The sequence below is a fragment of the Nostoc sp. 2RC genome (assembly GCF_014222165.1).
Taxonomy (GTDB): domain Bacteria; phylum Cyanobacteriota; class Cyanobacteriia; order Cyanobacteriales; family Nostocaceae; genus Nostoc; species Nostoc linckia.
The window spans coordinates 1-18,340 of sequence record NZ_JACKZU010000154.1 but is presented as its reverse complement, the minus strand read 5'-3'; the positions used below and the strand labels follow the sequence as shown (position 1 = coordinate 18,340).

Here is an 18,340-nt window from a genome sequence, read left to right as displayed (position 1 = left end):
TCTATATATAGGTAGAAATCAAAACTAAATAAACTTAGTTTAGGGTTAATTTTAGGTTAAATTTTCGGGTTAAGCCAAGGCAGTTGGGACATTAACATGATGATATAGCAGTCCGATTTGATTAATGAACCGGTCTGTATAGGCAGGCAAGAGGCAATAGGCAACAGGGTTATAAAACAATACAACCAAAACACTTGTAGAGACGGGGATTTATCGCGTCTGGTAAAACCCACAAATTTTTACCACTAGCCCTTAACTAAACCGTATTGGGGCATAGGGGACAGTCAACAGTCATCTCCCCATATTCCTAAAGTTAGAATTATACCGATTCAAAAAATGTTTGCAACAGATACCCCACCCGCCTGACGGCACCCTCCCCAAAGCATCGGGGAGGGTTGGGGAGGGGTCTTTTCTATGTGTCGCATTCTTTTTTCAAATTGGTATTACCTTTGATAACGCAGATTTGCATAAGAGTTTGTTTGTATAACTCTATGGCACAACAATTGTTATGCGCTTATTTTCTATAAGGCTTTGAGTTGGCGATTTCGCACGCGTTCGGGGCTTCCAGTGGGAATTGCAGCAATTAATTTTTGTGTATATTCTTGTTGAGGTTCTTGGTAGATGCTTTCGGCTGTTCCTTGTTCGACAATTTGACCGCGATTCATGACTAAAATGCGATCGCTCATGAATTTGACTACGCTTAAATCATGGGAAATAAAAATGTAAGTCAGCTGAAAATCTGATTGCAATTCTTTAAGAAGATTTAATACTTGTGCTTGTACAGAAACATCCAGCGCTGAAACTGATTCATCGCAAATAATAAATTTGGGATTTAATGCCAAAGAACGGGCGATGCAAATTCGCTGGCGTTGACCGCCAGAAAACTGATGAGGATAGCGGTTCATTGCATCTGTACTCAAACCCACTCGTTCTAAAAGTTCGGCTACGCGTTCCCGTCGTTGTTGTTTTGTCTTCCCAACCGAGTGAATGAATAACGGTTCCATCACCGCGTCCCCAACCTTCATCCGTGGGTCGAGGGAACTAAAGGGATTTTGAAAGACTATTTGCATTTCCCGCCGCAATTTTTGTAATGGTTCTCCTTTGAGATTGGTAATATCTTGTCGGTCAAAGATAATCTGACCGCTCATCGGTTCAATTAATCGCAGCAAGGTTCTACCAAGGGTCGTTTTGCCACAACCAGATTCTCCCACCAATCCCACGGTTTCCCCTGGTTTGACATTAAAGGAAACGCCATTTACTGCCATGCTGTAGCGTTTAGTACCACCAAATATTCCACGTACTGGAAAACCAACTTTTAAATTGCGAATTTCCAATAGGGGTTCTTTCTGTTCTAAGTTTACCAACCTTGCAGCCATCTCTTGGCTGCTTACTTGTGGAGGTTGTGTAGGTTCTTTTGGCTGAATTACTATTTGTCCTGTAGGTGTTTCTTCTACACTCATGTAGTCAGAAACCGTCAGTAATTTTTCGGGACGGCGGTCAAGGGTGGGGCGACAAGCTATTAAGCCTTTAGTGTATGGGTGTTGGGGATTGGTAAAAATTTGCTCAGAAGTGCCAGATTCGACGATTTTGCCTTTGTACATTACCGCGACTTGGTCAGCAATTTCAGAAATTAGCCCCAAGTCGTGGGTGATGAAAATCATGGCCATGTCACGGCTTTGCTGCAATTCTCGCAACAATTCCAAAATTGTTGCTTGCACAGTTACGTCCAAAGCTGTGGTTGGTTCATCAGCAATTAAGATTAATGGGTTGCAAGAAATTGCCATTGCAATCATCACCCGTTGCAACTGACCACCAGAAAGTTCATGCGGGTAGCGTTCCAGCATGGCTTCTTTGTGTTCTTTAACCAACTGTGCCAACTTTGGCGTATCTGGTTTCGATGAATTGGCGTTGGTTTGATGCCAAGTTTCAATATACTGTTGTTGGATCTCTTCATCGCTAGGTAAAAGTTTTACCTCTTGCAGACCGGCGATCGCAACTTGTCTAGCTTCGGCAGCTGAGACATTTTGATGCCGCATAATTGCTTCTGTGAGTTGAAATCCAATGTTATAAACTGGATTCAGGGAACTCATAGGTTCCTGAAAAATCATAGCAATGTCGCCGCCACGATGTAGCTGCATTTCTTCAGGCGACAATTTGACTAAATCTATCGCCTTGGCATTTTCTTGAGGACGAAACAAGATTTCACCACCAGCCACTCTACCTGGAGTCTGCAATAAACCCATCACAGCTAAGGATGTGACTGATTTGCCGCTTCCAGACTCTCCTACTATCCCCAGAGTCTCACCTCGACGCAATTCAAAGGAAATACCATCCAAAGCTCTGACGATATTGCCATCACCGGGAAATTCAACTTGTAGATTGCGAACCTCTAGGACAGTTTCTCTCATAGGAGTCGGGTAGGAGTTTTAACTGAAAATTATTTGGATTTTAACAGCAGTTTTGATGAGTATGTCAGTTTTTTCACTGCTGACATCATACTTTCCACAATATACACGCATCTGCAATGTAGAACTGCTTGGAATTTGCGGAAATTGCCATCACCTCATGGTATCTGATATTTTCAGTACTTCAGTGTTTACATCACTTGCCATCACGAATAAAACAGCCAGATAGCCTAAGGGCATAGGCTCCGGCTTACCGTAGATTACCACCCTACGACCTTACAGGTTCTTGCATGTGTATCAAGAGATATTCACAGCAATTTTCAGGTAAATAAATCACATTGTAGGGGCGAATGGTTGTTCGCCCCCACCAGAAATTGTGGTTCAAATAGATGAATTTTTACAACCGCAGACAAAAAAAATAGCACATCTTAAAGGATGGCTATTTCTAGAAATTGTCTAACCGTAATGATTAGTTAGCAAGTTGAATACACGTGAATTACCAACTTTAGAACGGAATATCATCTGGGTCTGGTTCTTCTGGTTTCACTGCTGGGTAGGTGGTTCGTTCGTAATTCGCAGGTTGGGGTGTGGGTTCATAATTTGTCGGGGGAGTAACGCCAACAGGACTTGGTGCTGGGGTAGGTGCTGGACGTTGCGACTCGTAAGTGGAGAAATTTGTCTCTGGCTGACGAGATGGTGGTGCTTGTCGTGGCGACGAAGTTTCAGTAAATGATGGGGTTGGTGTTGACGAGAAGGATGTAGTATTAAAACTGCTGCCGACTGATTGAATTTGTTGTACTGTTAATTCAGCGCGTTTTTCTTTAAAACCTTCTTGACGGTCAACAGTATTCATACTCAAACGTCCCACCAAAATCACGCGATCGCCTTGATGATAGTTTTGCTGAATTTCTGTTGCTAAATTCCCCCAACCAACAACTTTGAGAGTTGCTGGCGGATCTTCTGGTTTTTGGGAATTGGGAAATTGTACTAACATTTCCGTGACTCCCAAATTATCTGCTGTGTAGCGCAGTTGCGGCTCGTTAATAATTTCCGCCATTAAAACGCAGCTGTTCATTAAGATTCCTCCTGACTGTAAAAAGTGCCTCTTAAAAAAGAGAAGATTTTTCTATATAGTGCCAATTAATATGAAGAAGAATTCAGAATTCAGAATTCAGAACTCAGAATTCAGAACTCAGAATTCAGAATTGAAAATTATTCTTTGTCAGTAATGAATATTTGCCATATCAAAAACCAGAAAATTGAAAATTTGATTTAATGTTTCAGCTTTAATTCATCCACCACGAGTTACACATTTAATTCTGACTCCTGAATTCTGAGTTCTGAATTCTGAGTTCTGAATTCTGAGTTCTGAATTCTGACTCCTGAATTCTGACTCCTGAATTCTGAATTCCATTCTTAGCATAAAAGCCAAGCGATCGCTTTGAACAGCATTAAGTATGCTGTTCGCCGCTTCCGCCTGACTGAGATGAGCATTGAATTCTGCATTTGAGTAGTATAATTGTACCATTAATTGCTAACATATCAAAAATTCTCAGCAAAAATTAAGTTTTCACGTGAACGGGAAAAACACCCAAACCAATCAACCTTCCTGGGAGGTCGCGCAAGATAGGTAAGCGTAAAAATGCAGGTGGTACAAAGGTGCGGTTTGAGGTGAGAACAGGGGCAAATACCCGCTTTTGGACAAAAGTTTGAAACGCCTGAATGATGCGTGTGGGTAACTCCCGTTGCTGTTGTACTTTTGCCAGGTCACTAAGTTGTACTTGTCGGTTCTTGAGTGGTTTAGTGAGTACATTAGCCGCCACCACGGCATCTTGAATTGCGTAGTTAATGCCAACTCCGCCAACTGGAGACATGGTATGTGCAGCATCACCGATGAGTAATAATCCTGGACGATACCAGTGTTTGACGCGACTGGATTCCACTGAGAGAAAGGCTACTTGCGACCAATCATGTAAATTTCCGATCCGTTGCTGGAATTCCGGCACGACTTCCACAATAGATTTTTTTAATTCTTCTAAACCCGCAGCCCGGAGTTTTTGATAACCGCCTTTAGGAATCACATAGGCAACTTGCCACTCATCGCCACGGTCAAGCATGGCGATAATCTGACCTTGACCAAAGCGCCCCATTCCCCCCTCCGGATCTTCTGGCTGTCGAGGAAGGCGGAACCAGAGAACATCCATTGGTGGAGAGGTATCAATGGACTCAAATTCACCCAAATTTCGTAAACGTGAGTGACGACCATCTGCGCCAACAGTGAGAATTGCCCGGACTTCATGCCAACCACCGCCTCCGCGATAGCGCACACCATGAACCACGCCATTTTCTGTAATTAATTCGTGGACATTTGCACCCATCACCAGATGGAAACTAGGATATTTTTGGGCTTCTTGGGTGATGAACTCCAGGAATTTCACCTGAGGCAGCATCGTAATATAGGGATATTGGGTTTTTAAATGGCTAAAATCAGCCAATGTCACAGAATCTTCAGGAGTTTGAATACTTAGGCGGCGGATTTTGGTATGGGGAAGTTGTAGCAAGCGATCGCTTAATTCCAATTCTTCCATAATTTCCATCACCGATGGATGAATTGTATCGCCACGAAAATCGCGATCGAAATCTTTATGCGCTTCTAATAACATCACAGAAATGCCTTGACGCGCCAGCAATAAGCTTAATACAACCCCTGCTGGCCCTCCACCTACAATACAACAATCAGTGGTTTGTACGTCTACAATGTCATGAGCAGCGTTAACATCTGGTTCTTGAGAAGAATTAGCGGGTATATGGGTAGTCATGACAACACCTCTTAACAGCCCTAAAATTCAGGGTAGTTTGCTTTTTATGGTGTAAGCTGTTTTTTTAACTTTTCGTATTCACATAATTAGTCATTGGTCATTAGTCCAATGCCCAATGCCCAATTCCCAATTCCCAATTCCTAATCAAATAATTAGTTGTGGCCGAAGTTGTATTAGAAAACGTTTATAAAAGTTTTTCCCCGCGTCAAGGGGAAAGTGTGACCTCACAAACTCAATCTCCTCTCAAAGCAGGAGAAAAAACTGATGCAAGCCGAGAACGTGCAGAAAGCATCAATGTTTTGCGGCGGATTAACTTGACCATCGCAGATGGAGAATTTATGGTGCTGGTGGGCCCTTCTGGTTGTGGCAAAAGTACCTTGCTGCGGTTAATCGCCGGGTTAGAAGGGATTACAGGAGGTAATATTTGGTTAGGCGATCGCTTAATTAATGATTTACCACCAAAGGAACGCGACATCGCAATGGTTTTCCAAAATTACGCCCTCTATCCCCACATGACGGTGTATGACAATATCGCTTTCGGGTTACGCCGCAGGGGAGGAGAAAAAGAAGACGCGGGGACGAGGGGACGCGGAGACGCAGTGAGTTTTTTTGCGTCAGTGTTCTCAGTTTGGGCTGAAAATTTCCTTGTGGGGGCCACAAGAAAGTTACCGAAAGGACTGCGTTATATTTCTGACAAAGAAAGGATTGTAGACGAACGGGTGCGTAGTGTTGCCCAACTGTTACAAATCGAAACATTGCTGAAACGGTTACCGAAACAGCTATCGGGGGGACAAAGACAGCGAGTTGCATTAGGAAGGGCGATCGCACGCAATCCCCAAGTATTCTTAATGGATGAGCCGCTTTCTAACTTAGACGCCAAATTGCGGGCGGAAACCCGCGCCCAAATTGTGAAATTGCAGCGTCAATTGGGGACAACGACGATTTACGTCACCCACGACCAAACCGAAGCGATGACAATGGGCGATCGTATTGCGATTATGTCTGAAGGTAAAATTCAGCAAGTCGATTCTCCATTAGAACTTTACAATCATCCTGCCAACCTTTTCGTCGCAGAGTTCATTGGTTCGCCACCAATGAATTTTATTAGTGTAAAATTTCATGCCCCGCTATTAATTACCCATTCCCATTTTCGTTTCACACTTCCAGAAATTTGGGCAAATTCTTTACAAAAATATGATGGCAAAACTTTAATTTTAGGCATCCGCCCAGAACACTTAAACTTGAGTCTACCTGCTACTAAAAATCTACCAGTGCAAGTCGATTTAGTAGAAAATTTAGGTAACGATTCCTTCTTGTCAGTTAAGATTGCTGAACCTGATTCTCAACCGAAATCTATCAGCAATTATCTCCAAGTACGAATACCACCAGAGCGATGTGTCCAAGTTGGCGAACAACTTTGGTTGTCTTTAAATCCAGAGAAAATTCACTTTTTTGACCCCGAAACTGAATTGGCGATATTTACCTAAAACCAAACTGAAAAACATCTAAATTGCATAATCAAATCAATCTCTTGTGGGGTGGCATCTTGCCCGCCCTAATTATAAATTTCACAAAATAAAAATATGTTAAAAGATATTATTGCAGTAGAACCGAGAGAAAATTATCAACTATATATCCGTTTTGAAGACGAAGTGGAAGGAATAGTTGATATAAGTAAGCTAATTAAATTTACAGGTGTTTTTGCACCTTTACAAGATAAAAAATACTTTGCTCAGGTTGAATTAAACCACGAATTAGGCACAATCCAATGGCCATCGAGAGCCGACTTCGATCCAGATGTACTCTATGCAGTGATTAGCGATCGCCCTATTCCTAAGTATAAATTAATTCGTAGTGCTTGATAGAAAAATTTTGAATTTGCGATCGCACCCTCGATATATACTTAACAAAGCTTTCTTTGTCCCTTCTGGCAAGCATTACAAGCAGAAGTTTTCGGTTCAAAATCAATACAAGCAATGGCTTGTTCTGTACAAGCTTTTTTTGGATGTACAGTACATTTAAGGCGGTAATCATTTGTAAAATAATCACAACCAGAACATGGAATTTGATGCAGCCTTTTTAAATGAATTATTCCTTTCTTCAAGGTTAACCAAACACTCGAAACAAATACAATCAAAATTGTCCAAGTGCAAAAGGCACACAAAATCATAGCTAACATTGGTTGTCCTCATAAGAATTCCAAAAAAATGCCCGCAGTTCACTGCGTTTCACCACAGGCATAGGAGTTTATTTAGCTAGCGTTGAACGAATTTAGGATTCAGCAGTCACAATTCACAATCATTTGCTCAATCAAGGACTACAAAATCCAAAATCCAAAATCTAATTAAGCATTAACTTGACGAGATGAACGCCAAGAATGCCAAACGTAACCTAAGAACGCCAATACACCAAGGAAAAACTGAATATCTGCTAATCCCAGACGTTCTGTTCCGTCAAATTCTGTTGGAAAAACTGTCGTGTTATATGCCACAAATGCCGTAGAAATCCAAGCCATCAAAGCTAAACCAAGCAAGCTGTAAGAAAGAATTTCTTCACCGCTTTCAATTGGGAAAATTCGTCTCACCCACCCAAAAGGCTGGACAAGAATATGCCACACGCCACCCACAATTAAGATAAAACTAATCCAAATGTGACCGCCAATGACATCTTCTAAGTTGTCAACACTTGCCATCCCTAAAGGTGTCCAATTACCATCTTTCAGACCAACTAAGTAACCAAAAATTGTCGCTGGGTTTAAATTAGGATTGGTAATTAAGCGGACATTTTGTACATTACTATCATAAATGCCACCAAAAACCGTGGCTTTTAGTACTAGCAAAAATGCGCCCAAACCGAGAATCATCAGGTGATGACCTAAAATTAAACCCAACTGCTTGGCGTCGTTCCATTCATAGTGAAATTTTGCTGCTTGTCCACCAGCATTATATAAAATTGCTGGAGCGCGAAAAACATGAAAAAGTCCACCTGCACCCAACACAGCAGATGCAACTAAATGCAAAATACCAATTATAAAATACGGATAGGTATTGACTACTTCACCACCAGCACCTACACCCCAGCCCAAAGTAGCTAAATGAGGTAATAGAATTAGCCCCTGTTCATACATTGGTATCCCAGGAACAAAACGCGTAACTTCAGATATTGTAATTGCTCCTGCCCAAAACATAATCAAGCCCGCATGAGCAATGTGAGCGCCCAATAATTGACCAGACAAATTAATTAAACGAGCATTACCCACTAACCAAGATAAATTCGTGTCTTCTGCTAAGGTTCTCTCAGTTGAAATTGTCATAGTTACATACCCTGATGAGCATTTTGAATTTTGAATTTTGGATTTTAGATTGTGATAATCCAAAATCCAAAATCTAAAATCTAAAATTTTTACGATTCGCTACCTATGGCATTTAAGGCCTTTTCAATTCGGCTAAAATCAACGCCAATTGCTCGTAAGGCGTGCCACAGATGACCTTGCAGGAAGAAGAAAGCTAAAAAGAAGTGAGCATTCGCTAACCATGCTCTAGAAGTGTAACCGCCGTTAGGTAACTTAATGCTGTCGGCAAAATATGGGCTGACTCCGAGTTTGACTTCCAAAGGAGCGCCATAAAATTCCACGGGATAAGCTAAGGTATTCACTGCACAAAAGTAAGCTGCAACAAATCCCGCTAAGGCAATACCACCTAAAGAATAGGAAAGAATCGCTTCACCGGAGAAAATTAAAAGCTTTTTCGCCCAAGGTAAAGGTTCTATGAGGATGTGCCAAATACCACCACCAATGAGTAACAAACCTACGTAGATATGACCGCCGATTAAATCTTCTAAGTTGTTAACAGTGGCAAAGTGGGTTTGGTAGCCATAGATGACCAACGGGTTGAGGGTGGGGTCGGTGACAACTCGGACATCGTGAATTGTGGAGTCGTATATTCCTCCCCAAAACATGGCTTTTCCCACCAAAAGTAAAGCACCTACTCCCAAGAAAATTAGGTGATGCCCTAAGATGAAACCAAGTTTTTTCGGGTCATCCCATGTAAAGTGAAATTTACGAGCGCGACCAGTGGCGTCTTTTAAGTTTTTTGGAGCTTTAAAGGTGTGGAAAAGTGCCCCTGCACCAAGCACAGCTGAAGAAATTAAGTGCAAAGCGCCGATAACAAAATAGGGGTAAGTATTGATTACCTGACCGCCTTCACCCACACCAAAACCCAAAGTAGCTAAGTGGGGTAGCAAAATTAGTCCCTGTTCCCCCATCGGTACATCGGGGTTGTAGCGAGAGATTTCAAACCATGTAAACGCCCCAGCCCACAGTGTTGTCAGCGCTGCTTGTGCCACGTGAGCGCCGATAAATAAGCCAGAGAGGTTGGCGAAGCGGGCGTTACCATTCCACCAATCAAATTCGACGTTGGGATTACCGTATGTCTGCATTGTTAAGCTACTTCGTATTTGTTGCTAATAATACTCAACTAATTGATTCTGATTTCAGCAGTTAAATGTCTCGTTAGTGCAGCAAATCAGTTGCTATCCATTAGGATATGAAGCTTTTTAGCTTGTATAGAGAGCTTCTTCCAATTGGTAGCAGGTGCTATTGATTGTCGTCAGACATCGCTGCTAATTGCCAATCATTGAGATTACAAATTTAGTTTATTGAAAATTATTCTTATTAGTCAATACTCTTTACAAAACTTAATCCTTAAAAAGAAGAATTCAGAATTTACGTCTGATGTGAATTATCCAAATCAACGAAATATCAATAATTATCCGTTCTGTAAAAATATTGCAATTGCTAGTAGGCTGTCCCATTAGTTCTGAAAAGTTCGTAGTAACCACTTTAGTGCTTAAAAATTAAGAACTAAAGTGCTTGCTATAAACATTTTTATTAATGGGACAGACTACTAGTCTGTACAACGATTCATTTGCCTGTGTATTCTTGTTAAAAATAAATAGAAAATTAAGCAGTAAAAACGAAGCAATAGTATTAACTACTGCCGCTCTAACTGCTCTTAGCTATCAAAAATATCAGTAGTAATTGATTCATAATCTAGAATTATGAATTCTTCTTCAAAACTAACTTTTGTAAGTGCTAAAAGATAGTGTAGATGCTTCTATCAAATGCGAATCGTGGTGTTCCCAAAAATCCAAAATTTGTTCGCCAACCTCTTGGGGATAAAAGTAGTGAAAGAAATGATAGCCTTGTGGGCATTCCCAGAGTTTATCTTCTGGTTTCAACCAATTTAACCAATCATGCAATGCAGGCGAATTAACAATTGGATCGGTTTTGCAGCCGCATATCATCATGGGCATAGAAACTCCACCTTTTGATAAATAAACTAACTTAAATAAAGAGTGTGGACTGGGAGATTGTTCTAAATCTTTATCTAAGGCAGCGACTAATTTTTTAGCAGTTTTAGCTGGTTGATTGCCAAAAAGACTGCGAACGTTACTTGCCAAAATTTGCTCGCGGCTGATGCTAAAAAGTTGTCGTTGAAAGTAATAGTGAGCGTGCCAAGTATTGGCGGGTTGAGATGCTACAGCCAGTAGAGTTAGCGATCGCACTTTTTGGGGATACCGTCGAGCAAAGCTCAAAGCCATCGCACCACCCATACCATGTCCTGCTAAATGCACAGAGCGATCGCTGTATTCTAAAAATTCATACAACAATTCTACACCCTGGTCTATGGAACTACCTTCATCTATATTTTGCAGGTATTCCCAATGGGCAATTCTCCTATACTTAGATAAATATCCAACTAATGGTTGATCGAAACGCTGTAAAACAGAACTGGCACTCAACCACAAAACATCAAATGAATCAGACATAAATACCTATAACTTCTCAATTATCAATTTGTAAGAAAGAATTCAGGAGTCAGAATTCAGAATTCAGAATGATTGGAAAATCAAGCTAACTAGAATTTTTTGATTTTTTAAAATTGTCAAGGGTGTTAACTATTCTGACTTCAAAATTCTGAATTCTGACTTCTTTATGGGCGTACAATTGTACACCCCGAATTTCTACAAACCAAATTCTGTCTTCAATTGAGCGACCCAAGTTTTAATTCGTTCATCTGTTAAATCAGATTGGCTACCTGTATCAAGTGCCAAGCCGACAAACTTGCCATTTTTCACAGCTCTAGATTCATTAAAGTCATATCCATCTGTTGGCCAATAACCAACAGTTTTTCCACCTCGTTGAGAAATTTTTTCTTCCAGAATTCCGATGGCATCTTGGAAGTTATCTGCATAGCCAAATTGGTCTCCATCACCAAAATAGGCGACTAACTTACCACTAAAATTGATGTCATCAAGATCGGAAAAAAAGCTTTCCCAATCGCTTTGGAGTTGACCAATATCCCAAGTAGGCGAGCCAATAATTAGCAATTCATACTCATCAAAAGTGGAAGTATCCGCTTCATAAATGGGATGTAATGTGACAACATCACCACCAAACTCATCTCGAATTTGTTCGGCAGCAGATTCAGTGTTACCGGTTTGAGTACCGTAGAATAGACCAATTTTTTTAGACATGTTGACACCTCATATATGGATTGGCAATGCAATAATTCATGCAACGATACCTATACCAATTTGAATCTCAATCAAAAATCTCAAATCCAAAATGGTATGGTTTATCCAACTCACAAAAATAAACTGCTATTGCTTAACAGCAGGAAGGCAAATAAGGCTCCTCCACAGCTACCTATCGTCCACCCAGCATTGAATTCGCTCCAAGATTTAGCTGTTTTCAAATTTTGGGGTAGTTCTCCTTGGGCAGGTTTGCGCCCTTGGAACGATACACTGCCATACAGCCACAAGCAAATCGATAAAATCAACAACAAACCGATGGTGGCAATTAGTCCTGCTTGGTTTGCCAACTCTGTATCCCTTAGTGGCCCTAGTTTGACAAACGGCCCAATCAAGAAATAACCGTGGGCCATACCAATTTCCAGCCCCCTGGAAAAGGAAGATAATCCTTGGCGGTAAATAGGAAGATTTGCTAACAAGTCCAGCGTGATATCAGAAGTATTCACTGGCGTATGTAAATTTCCTATTTCCGGTATCCCCGCAGCATTGACAACTCCCTGCTCAAAATCAAGTCCGGCGGCTGTGACGCGTACTCTCAATGCGTGCCAAATATGACCAGCTAAAAATACAATTGCCAGAGCAAAGTGACTCGTTGCTAGCCAAGTGCGAACTGTAATTATTCCTGATGCTGTGGTACTCAATCCCAACGGCCCATAGAAAACTGTGGGATAAACGGTATCATTGACGGCGACAAAGTATGCTGCCAACAAACCCATGTAAGCCAAAGCACCCAGACTATAAGCGAGGTAAGCCTCACCAGACCAAAACAACACTTTTTTCGCCCAACCAAAAGGCTTGGTGAGAATGTGCCAAAATCCTCCAGCAATGCAAAGTATTCCTACCCAAATATGTCCGCCGATGACATCTTCTAGGTTGTTAACTGCTGCTATTCCTTGTTGACCAAAAACACCAAACAGATAGCCAAAAATCCGACTTGGATTAAGAGTTGGTTCAGTAATGACGCGTACAGATGCCACTGCTGGGTCGTAAAGACCGCCCCAAAATAAAGCTTTTGCCACCAATAACCAAGCCCCTAACCCCAACAACAGTAAATGAATACCGATGATGGTGGTCATCTTGTCTTCATCTTTCCAGTCGTAGCCAAAGAAGCCAAAAAACGAGTTATTTTCAGGCAACACTTCGGGGCCTAAAACGGCATGATAAATCCCGCCTGCACCAAGTACAGCAGAACTAATTAGATGTAAAACACCGATGGCAAAATACGGATAAGTATCAATAATTTGGCCGCCATCACCAACACCAAATCCCAAAGTTGCTAGATGTGGCAGTAAGATTAACCCCTGCTCATACATCGGTCGGCCAGAGTCGTATTTGGTGAGTTCAAACAAAGTCATGGCTCCGGCCCACAGAGCAATCAACCCAGCATGAGCAACATGAGCGCCTAAAAGTTTACCGGAGAGGTTAATAAATCGGGCATTACCAGCCCACCAACCGGTTGTTTGGGGGTTTATGGTTGCAGTTGTCATGGTTAAATTGCCTCCCCACGAGTTGCACGTATGACTCTCCAGGTACGGAAGTCAAATCCAGCAGCACGTAGGGCGTGCCAGAGATGTCCTTGAAGAAAGAAAAAGCCCAGCCAGAAATGAGCATTGGCCAGCCAAACACGAGAGGATAGTAAATTTCCACTCTGGAAATAGGGAAAGCGGTCAAACCCAATACTCAAGGCTGGGCCATAAAATTCGGGTGGATAAGCTAGGGTGTTGACACAGACAAAATAAGCAGCAATAAAACCCATCAGAGCTAAAGCACCTAAACTGTAAGAAAGATATGCTTCTCCTGACCAGATAAAAAGCTGCTTTGCCCAGCCGAAAGGTTGAGTAGTAATGTGCCAGATACCACCGGTAATGCAGAGAATACCCACCCAAATATGACCGCCTACCAAGTCTTCTAGATTATTCACTCCAGCAATCCAGTGCTGGCCACCACCACCGAACAAATAGCCAAAAATAACTACGGAGTTGAAAGTAGGGTTAGAAACTATTCGCACCTCACCCACCGTAGCATCGTACAAGCCGCCAAAGAACATGGCTTTGGCAACCAGTAAGCCTGCTCCCACACCGAGCAACACTAGGTGAATACCTAAAATCCTAGTCATTTTATTAGCATCTTCCCAGCGATAGCCAAAGAAGGAAAATCTCTGTTCTAAAATGGCAGGGCCGCGTAGGGCATGGAAAATGCCGCCAAGTCCCAGAAAGGCAGAGCTAATTAGGTGCAATGCTCCAATGACGAAGTAGGGATAGGTATCTACTATTTGTCCGCCACTGCCTACACCCCAACCGAGGGTTGCCAGATGCGGCAATAGAATTAAGCCCTGTTCATACATTGGTTGTGCCCGATTAAAGTGAGCAAGTTCAAATAGGGTGGTTGCACCAGCCCAAAGAACAATTAAGCCGGCATGAGCAACGTGAGCGCCCAAAAGTCGTCCTGAGAGGTTAGTTAACCGAGCATTCCCCGCCCACCAGGGAATTGACTCTGGTTTTTGAACAGCCACGTTTGTCATGGCTTTATCTCCTGAGAAAGTTTGCAACTAGCTGAAATATATAGTCAGCTTAATGAATATCTATATCAATAAGCCTGAGGATATCCTACCAGAGTTATTGATAAATATTTTCATTTGCTGAGAATAAACTTTTGTAAAGAATTTCAGCTACCAAGTCGAAAACTAACAGCGACGGCTATCTTTGCATCAACACAGCACATATTTTTGTGTTGACTGTTGACGGTTAAGTGGTCAGCACTCAACGAATTTGGCAAGTGAGTGTGGAATTTAAAGGCGTGATAGCCGATGCAGTTTGATTTGGGAGGAAGTTGTGCGATCGCCTCCTTGGGATAAACTACATTAAATCGATAAAGTTACCGTAGTTTTATTTTAAGGGTGACTAGCCGACTGTGCAAGAAAATAGTTTCTTGTGGTCAAAGGGAAAAGGTTAAAGGGGAAAGGGGAAAGGGAAAATACCAAACCTTTCCCCTTCCCCTTTTCCCAACTTCTGCAAGAAGTCTGATATCTTCATCAAATATTCCCAGTTATTACTGATTTAAAATAACACATCGGTAAATGAAGCTGGATGAAGTGAGCTTTTTGCCGATATATGAAATTAACCCAAATACTAAAAATAGCTGTAATTCCTGTTTTGAGTGGATTTACCTTCGTCTCTGCTTCAAATACAGCACTCGCTGACTATTTAAACAGTCAGGGTTCGGGGGGTGATTATCGCTATGAATTATGGTCTAGTGATGATAACAGCAGGTACTACTTAAAAATTTGGTTATATGAAGCAAGTCCAACAAGTAGCCCACACACTACAACTAGAGGATTCGATTCTACTAGGGAAGCTTTAATTTATTTTGATTGCAATTACGCCAAGAGAAATTTACCAGAATGTGGTTGACCATCGTTCACGTCTGATGTGAATTATCCAAATCAACGAATTATCAAGGATTGTGCGCCCTGTAGAGACGTTGCACTGCAACGTCTCTACAACGGTAAATCAAGGGTTTTAGCGTCTAATTACAAATTATACCGATTCAAAAAATGTTTGCGAGAGATACCCCACCCGCCTGACGGCACCCTCCCCTTAGCAAGGTGGGGAGGGGTCTTGTCTATGTGTCGCATTCTTTTTTCAAATTGGTATTACACTTCTGCGGGTTGGTATTCTTCTTGTCTTTCCACAAAAGCCTGGACGCGGGTGCGGTAGTTTCTTACAGTCTCGTCTACCCAATCACGATCGTTGCTATTTGCATACAAATGTACTAAAGGTTCGCTGGCATCTGGTAAAACTAGCAGCCAACTGTCATCGTAGGGTTGGCAAATTTTCACGCCATCGATGAGTTCTAGATTTTGGGCTGGGTGAGTTTCCACCAAGTAGCGCATTAAAGCACCTTTGGCTGTCCAAGGGCAGCGTACTGTATAAGTTTTGTGAATTACACGGGGCAATTCTGACCGTGCAGTCGCAAGCGATCGCTCTTGTATCGTCAACATCTCGATGATCTTCGCAATACAGAACATGGAATCAAATCCCGGATGCAGTTGCGGGAAAATAAAACCAGTTTCTCCGCTACCTCCCAAGACTACATTAGGATTTTTCTGGCAAGCTTCCATCAAAGCTGTGGGGTTGGCTTTGGTGCGAATTACTCTACCATCGTGGCGACGGGCGACTTGTTCAATGGCACTGGAAGCATGAACTGGGACTACTACTGTACCTCTGGGGTTAGCAGTTAAAATCATGTCCACCATCAGTGCTGTTAACATTTCCCCGCGAATTGGGTAGCCTGATTCATCAACTAAAATCAACTGTTCGCCGTTAGCCGAGACTTGCACGCCAAAGTTAGCTTTTAGCGCTTCCACCACATGACCTAATTGAGTCAGCAGCCCTTCGCGGTCAGTTACCGACATAGCAGTTTTATTGACACTGGCATTCAATACCACAGCATCAGCGCCAAATTTATCCAACATTTGTGGTAGAACTGCCCCAGAGACGGCATACACATAGTCAATTACCACTTTTGCTCGACTATTACGGAGTGTATGAACGTGCAAAAGTTTTTCAAAGGCAGTGCAGTAGGTGTCAATAACTTGGCTGGGGTAAGAGACATCGCCAATTTCATGAATCAGCGCCCGCCGCATATCTTCCTTAAAGTAAGCCCCTTCGATTTTCTTTTCCAAGGCTTTGGTGATGTTAATACCCTTGGCATCCATGAACTCAATCAAAATGTAATCGGGGCGATCGGGGTGTACGCGCACATGGATACCACCTGCCACCTTCATGATGGGTATAACGGTGCGGGCGATGGGAATAGCTGTTGCATCCAAGTTTTGAATATCAACACCCACTGACATTAAACCAGCAATTAGCGATCGCGTCACCATTCGAGAAATATTACGCTGGTCGCGGGAAACAGTCACCTTAGAACCAGGTTTCAACGTCGAACCGTAAGCAGCTCCCAATTTCACCGCAAATTCTGGGGTAATGTCAATATTAGCCAACCCTTGGACGCCACGTTGCCCGAATAAATTTCGTTGGGCAATATTTCCCCAAATCAAGTTAATGTTTAAAACAGCACCAGACTCAATTTTTTTACTCGGCCAAACACGCACTCCAGGACTGATTTGAGCTTCTTCTCCCACCGTAGAAAGGGAACCCACCACAGCAGCTTCTAATACATGGGAGCGGCGGTCTACACGAGTGCCACGGGAAATTACACAGGCAGAAAGATGTGCTTCTTCGCCGATGATTGCTCCATTCCAGACAATGGGACGTTTGAGGTTAGCATCAGCACCAATAGTCACATTATCGCCAATTACCGTTCCTGCTTCAATTTGCACTCTTGCCCCGATGCGGCAATTGTCACCAATCACGGCTGGAGTTTCAATTACGGCTGTTTGGTCGATGTAAGTATTTTGACCCACCCACAATTGAGGAGAAACTTCTTTGTAAGCGAAATCTAGTTGGACTTTTTGGTCTAATGCGTCATACTGAGCTTCGCGATAGGCATCCAAGTGACCGACATCACACCAGTAACCTTCAGCAATGTAACCATACATTGGCTGTTCTTTTGCTAAAAGTAGAGGGAATAAGTCTTTGGAAAAGTCACATTCAGTGTTGGTTGGTAGGTATTCTAAAACTTCTGGTTCCAGAATGTAAGTACCAGTGTTGACGGTATCAGAAAAAATTTCACTAGTAGAGGGTTTTTCTAGAAATCGCCGAATTCGTGCTTGTTCATCGGTAATTACCACCCCAAACTCAATGGGGTTAGGAACCCTGGTCAAAATTAAAGTAGCTTTTGATTGTTTTTGTTTATGAAATGCGATCGCTGCTGTCAGGTCAAAATCTGTGATACTATCGCCGCTAATTACTAAAAAAGTTTCATCAAGAAGTTCTGCAATATTTTTCACACAACCTGCTGTGCCTAGAGGCTGGTCTTCTTCCACAGCGTAGGTCATTTGGACACCAAAATCGCTGCCATCCTGGAAATAATCTCGCAAGACATCAGGTAAATAATGCAATGTTGCAATAATTTCTGTGATTTGATGTCTTCTCAGGAGATTGATAATATGTTCGGCAATTGGTCGATTGAGGATAGGCACCATTGGTTTGGGCAAATCGCAAGTTAACGGACGAAGCCGCGTTCCCGAACCGCCTGCCATAAGTACTGCACGCATAAATCCTCCTTAACTACAAAAAGCCTTTGCTGCTTGAAAACGTGTCAGATATATTATTTTCTTCTTTCTCTAGTCTCCTATGGATATTGAGATTTGAGGAACTTCCACAAGATGCATCTGTATTTGGGATGGGGAATAGGGTGTGGGGGAGGTAGGGAGTGTTGACTGATGACTGATGAGTGATGAGTGAGGAGTTAGGAGTTAGGAGTTAGGAGTTAGGAGTTAGGAGTTAGGAGTTAGGAGTTAAGAGTTAGGAGTTAGGAGTTGAGAATTATTCTCCTTGTCTCCCTTGTCTCCCTTATCTCCCTTATCTCCCTTGTCTCCCCATCTCCCCATCTCCC

15 protein-coding genes are annotated in these 18,340 nt (G+C 42.3%); 3 read left to right on the top strand and 12 right to left on the bottom strand.

Annotated elements, in window-relative coordinates; translation table 11 throughout:
* Nucleotides 1-521 precede the first annotated feature (521 nt).
* The 4 genes from GNE10_RS18105 to GNE10_RS18090 form a co-directional block, all read right to left on the bottom strand.
* Nucleotides 522-2,408: an ABC transporter ATP-binding protein gene (locus GNE10_RS18105; protein WP_185566375.1), complete on the bottom strand. Its 1,887-nt coding sequence runs from the start codon at nt 2,406-2,408 to the stop codon at nt 522-524.
* Between the two features lie 502 nt (nt 2,409-2,910).
* On the bottom strand, nt 2,911-3,480 hold the full coding sequence (locus GNE10_RS18100) for a single-stranded DNA-binding protein (protein WP_099069139.1): 570 nt from the start codon (nt 3,478-3,480) through the stop codon (nt 2,911-2,913).
* Between the two features lie 216 nt (nt 3,481-3,696).
* Nucleotides 3,697-3,933, bottom strand: a complete 237-nt coding sequence (locus GNE10_RS18095) for a hypothetical protein (RefSeq protein WP_185566374.1) — start codon at nt 3,931-3,933, stop codon at nt 3,697-3,699.
* Nucleotides 3,934-3,967: 34 nt separating this feature from the next.
* Nucleotides 3,968-5,224, bottom strand: a complete 1,257-nt coding sequence (locus GNE10_RS18090) for an FAD-dependent oxidoreductase (protein WP_185566373.1) — start codon at nt 5,222-5,224, stop codon at nt 3,968-3,970.
* A 158-nt stretch (nt 5,225-5,382) separates the two neighbouring features.
* Between GNE10_RS18090 and GNE10_RS18085 the strand changes: the two genes are divergently transcribed.
* Nucleotides 5,383-6,711: an ABC transporter ATP-binding protein gene (locus GNE10_RS18085; RefSeq protein ID WP_185566372.1), complete on the top strand. Its 1,329-nt coding sequence runs from the start codon at nt 5,383-5,385 to the stop codon at nt 6,709-6,711.
* Nucleotides 6,712-6,807: 96 nt separating this feature from the next.
* Nucleotides 6,808-7,086 (top strand): DUF2442 domain-containing protein, encoded by a 279-nt coding sequence (locus tag GNE10_RS18080; protein WP_185566371.1) that lies wholly within the window; start codon nt 6,808-6,810, stop codon nt 7,084-7,086.
* A 41-nt stretch (nt 7,087-7,127) separates the two neighbouring features.
* On the opposite strand, the gene GNE10_RS18075 is transcribed toward GNE10_RS18080, so the two are convergent.
* From GNE10_RS18075 to GNE10_RS18045, 7 genes are all read right to left on the bottom strand, one after another.
* Complete coding sequence (locus tag GNE10_RS18075) at nt 7,128-7,403, bottom strand: hypothetical protein (protein ID WP_185566370.1); 276 nt, start codon at nt 7,401-7,403, stop codon at nt 7,128-7,130.
* A 165-nt stretch (nt 7,404-7,568) separates the two neighbouring features.
* Entirely contained in the window at nt 7,569-8,537 is a 969-nt protein-coding gene (locus GNE10_RS18070; protein ID WP_185566369.1) for a chlorophyll a/b binding light-harvesting protein, read from the bottom strand.
* 89 nt (nt 8,538-8,626) lie between these two features.
* The gene (locus GNE10_RS18065; RefSeq protein WP_099069132.1) at nt 8,627-9,661 is read right to left on the bottom strand and encodes a chlorophyll a/b binding light-harvesting protein; all 1,035 of its coding nucleotides are present in this window, start codon (nt 9,659-9,661) and stop codon (nt 8,627-8,629) included.
* 639 nt (nt 9,662-10,300) lie between these two features.
* Nucleotides 10,301-11,053 (bottom strand): alpha/beta fold hydrolase, encoded by a 753-nt coding sequence (locus GNE10_RS18060; protein ID WP_185566368.1) that lies wholly within the window; start codon nt 11,051-11,053, stop codon nt 10,301-10,303.
* 195 nt (nt 11,054-11,248) lie between these two features.
* Nucleotides 11,249-11,761, bottom strand: coding sequence for a flavodoxin FldA (fldA, locus tag GNE10_RS18055; protein ID WP_185566367.1), 513 nt, complete (start codon nt 11,759-11,761; stop codon nt 11,249-11,251).
* Between the two features lie 110 nt (nt 11,762-11,871).
* A complete protein-coding gene (locus GNE10_RS18050) occupies nt 11,872-13,305 on the bottom strand; it encodes a chlorophyll a/b binding light-harvesting protein (RefSeq protein ID WP_185566366.1) in 1,434 nt (477 codons plus the stop codon).
* A gap of 2 nt (nt 13,306-13,307) precedes the next feature.
* Complete coding sequence (locus GNE10_RS18045; protein ID WP_185566365.1) at nt 13,308-14,339, bottom strand: chlorophyll a/b binding light-harvesting protein; 1,032 nt, start codon at nt 14,337-14,339, stop codon at nt 13,308-13,310.
* Nucleotides 14,340-14,928: 589 nt separating this feature from the next.
* On the opposite strand from GNE10_RS18045, the gene GNE10_RS18040 reads away from it, so the two are divergent.
* Nucleotides 14,929-15,228: a hypothetical protein gene (locus GNE10_RS18040; protein ID WP_185566364.1), complete on the top strand. Its 300-nt coding sequence runs from the start codon at nt 14,929-14,931 to the stop codon at nt 15,226-15,228.
* A gap of 242 nt (nt 15,229-15,470) precedes the next feature.
* Here the strand turns inward: GNE10_RS18040 and GNE10_RS18035 are convergent, their stop codons facing one another.
* Complete coding sequence (locus GNE10_RS18035) at nt 15,471-17,999, bottom strand: mannose-1-phosphate guanyltransferase (RefSeq protein WP_185566363.1); 2,529 nt, start codon at nt 17,997-17,999, stop codon at nt 15,471-15,473.
* Between the last annotated feature and the right edge of the window lie 341 nt (nt 18,000-18,340).

What these genes read in the sequence shown, in the direction of transcription:
- GNE10_RS18105 (WP_185566375.1), bottom strand. Translation starts at nt 2,408, where the DNA reads ATGAGAGAAACTGTCCTAGAGGTTCGCAATCTACAAGTTGAATTTCCC.
- GNE10_RS18100 (WP_099069139.1), bottom strand. Translation starts at nt 3,480, where the DNA reads ATGAACAGCTGCGTTTTAATGGCGGAAATTATTAACGAGCCGCAACTG.
- GNE10_RS18095 (WP_185566374.1), bottom strand. Translation starts at nt 3,933, where the DNA reads ATGGTACAATTATACTACTCAAATGCAGAATTCAATGCTCATCTCAGT.
- GNE10_RS18090 (WP_185566373.1), bottom strand. Translation starts at nt 5,224, where the DNA reads ATGACTACCCATATACCCGCTAATTCTTCTCAAGAACCAGATGTTAAC.
- GNE10_RS18080 (WP_185566371.1), top strand. Translation starts at nt 6,808, where the DNA reads ATGTTAAAAGATATTATTGCAGTAGAACCGAGAGAAAATTATCAACTA.
- GNE10_RS18075 (WP_185566370.1), bottom strand. Translation starts at nt 7,403, where the DNA reads ATGTTAGCTATGATTTTGTGTGCCTTTTGCACTTGGACAATTTTGATT.
- GNE10_RS18070 (WP_185566369.1), bottom strand. Translation starts at nt 8,537, where the DNA reads ATGACAATTTCAACTGAGAGAACCTTAGCAGAAGACACGAATTTATCT.
- GNE10_RS18065 (WP_099069132.1), bottom strand. Translation starts at nt 9,661, where the DNA reads ATGCAGACATACGGTAATCCCAACGTCGAATTTGATTGGTGGAATGGT.
- GNE10_RS18060 (WP_185566368.1), bottom strand. Translation starts at nt 11,053, where the DNA reads ATGTCTGATTCATTTGATGTTTTGTGGTTGAGTGCCAGTTCTGTTTTA.
- fldA (WP_185566367.1), bottom strand. Translation starts at nt 11,761, where the DNA reads ATGTCTAAAAAAATTGGTCTATTCTACGGTACTCAAACCGGTAACACT.
- GNE10_RS18050 (WP_185566366.1), bottom strand. Translation starts at nt 13,305, where the DNA reads ATGACAACTGCAACCATAAACCCCCAAACAACCGGTTGGTGGGCTGGT.
- GNE10_RS18045 (WP_185566365.1), bottom strand. Translation starts at nt 14,339, where the DNA reads ATGACAAACGTGGCTGTTCAAAAACCAGAGTCAATTCCCTGGTGGGCG.
- GNE10_RS18040 (WP_185566364.1), top strand. Translation starts at nt 14,929, where the DNA reads ATGAAATTAACCCAAATACTAAAAATAGCTGTAATTCCTGTTTTGAGT.
- GNE10_RS18035 (WP_185566363.1), bottom strand. Translation starts at nt 17,999, where the DNA reads ATGCGTGCAGTACTTATGGCAGGCGGTTCGGGAACGCGGCTTCGTCCG.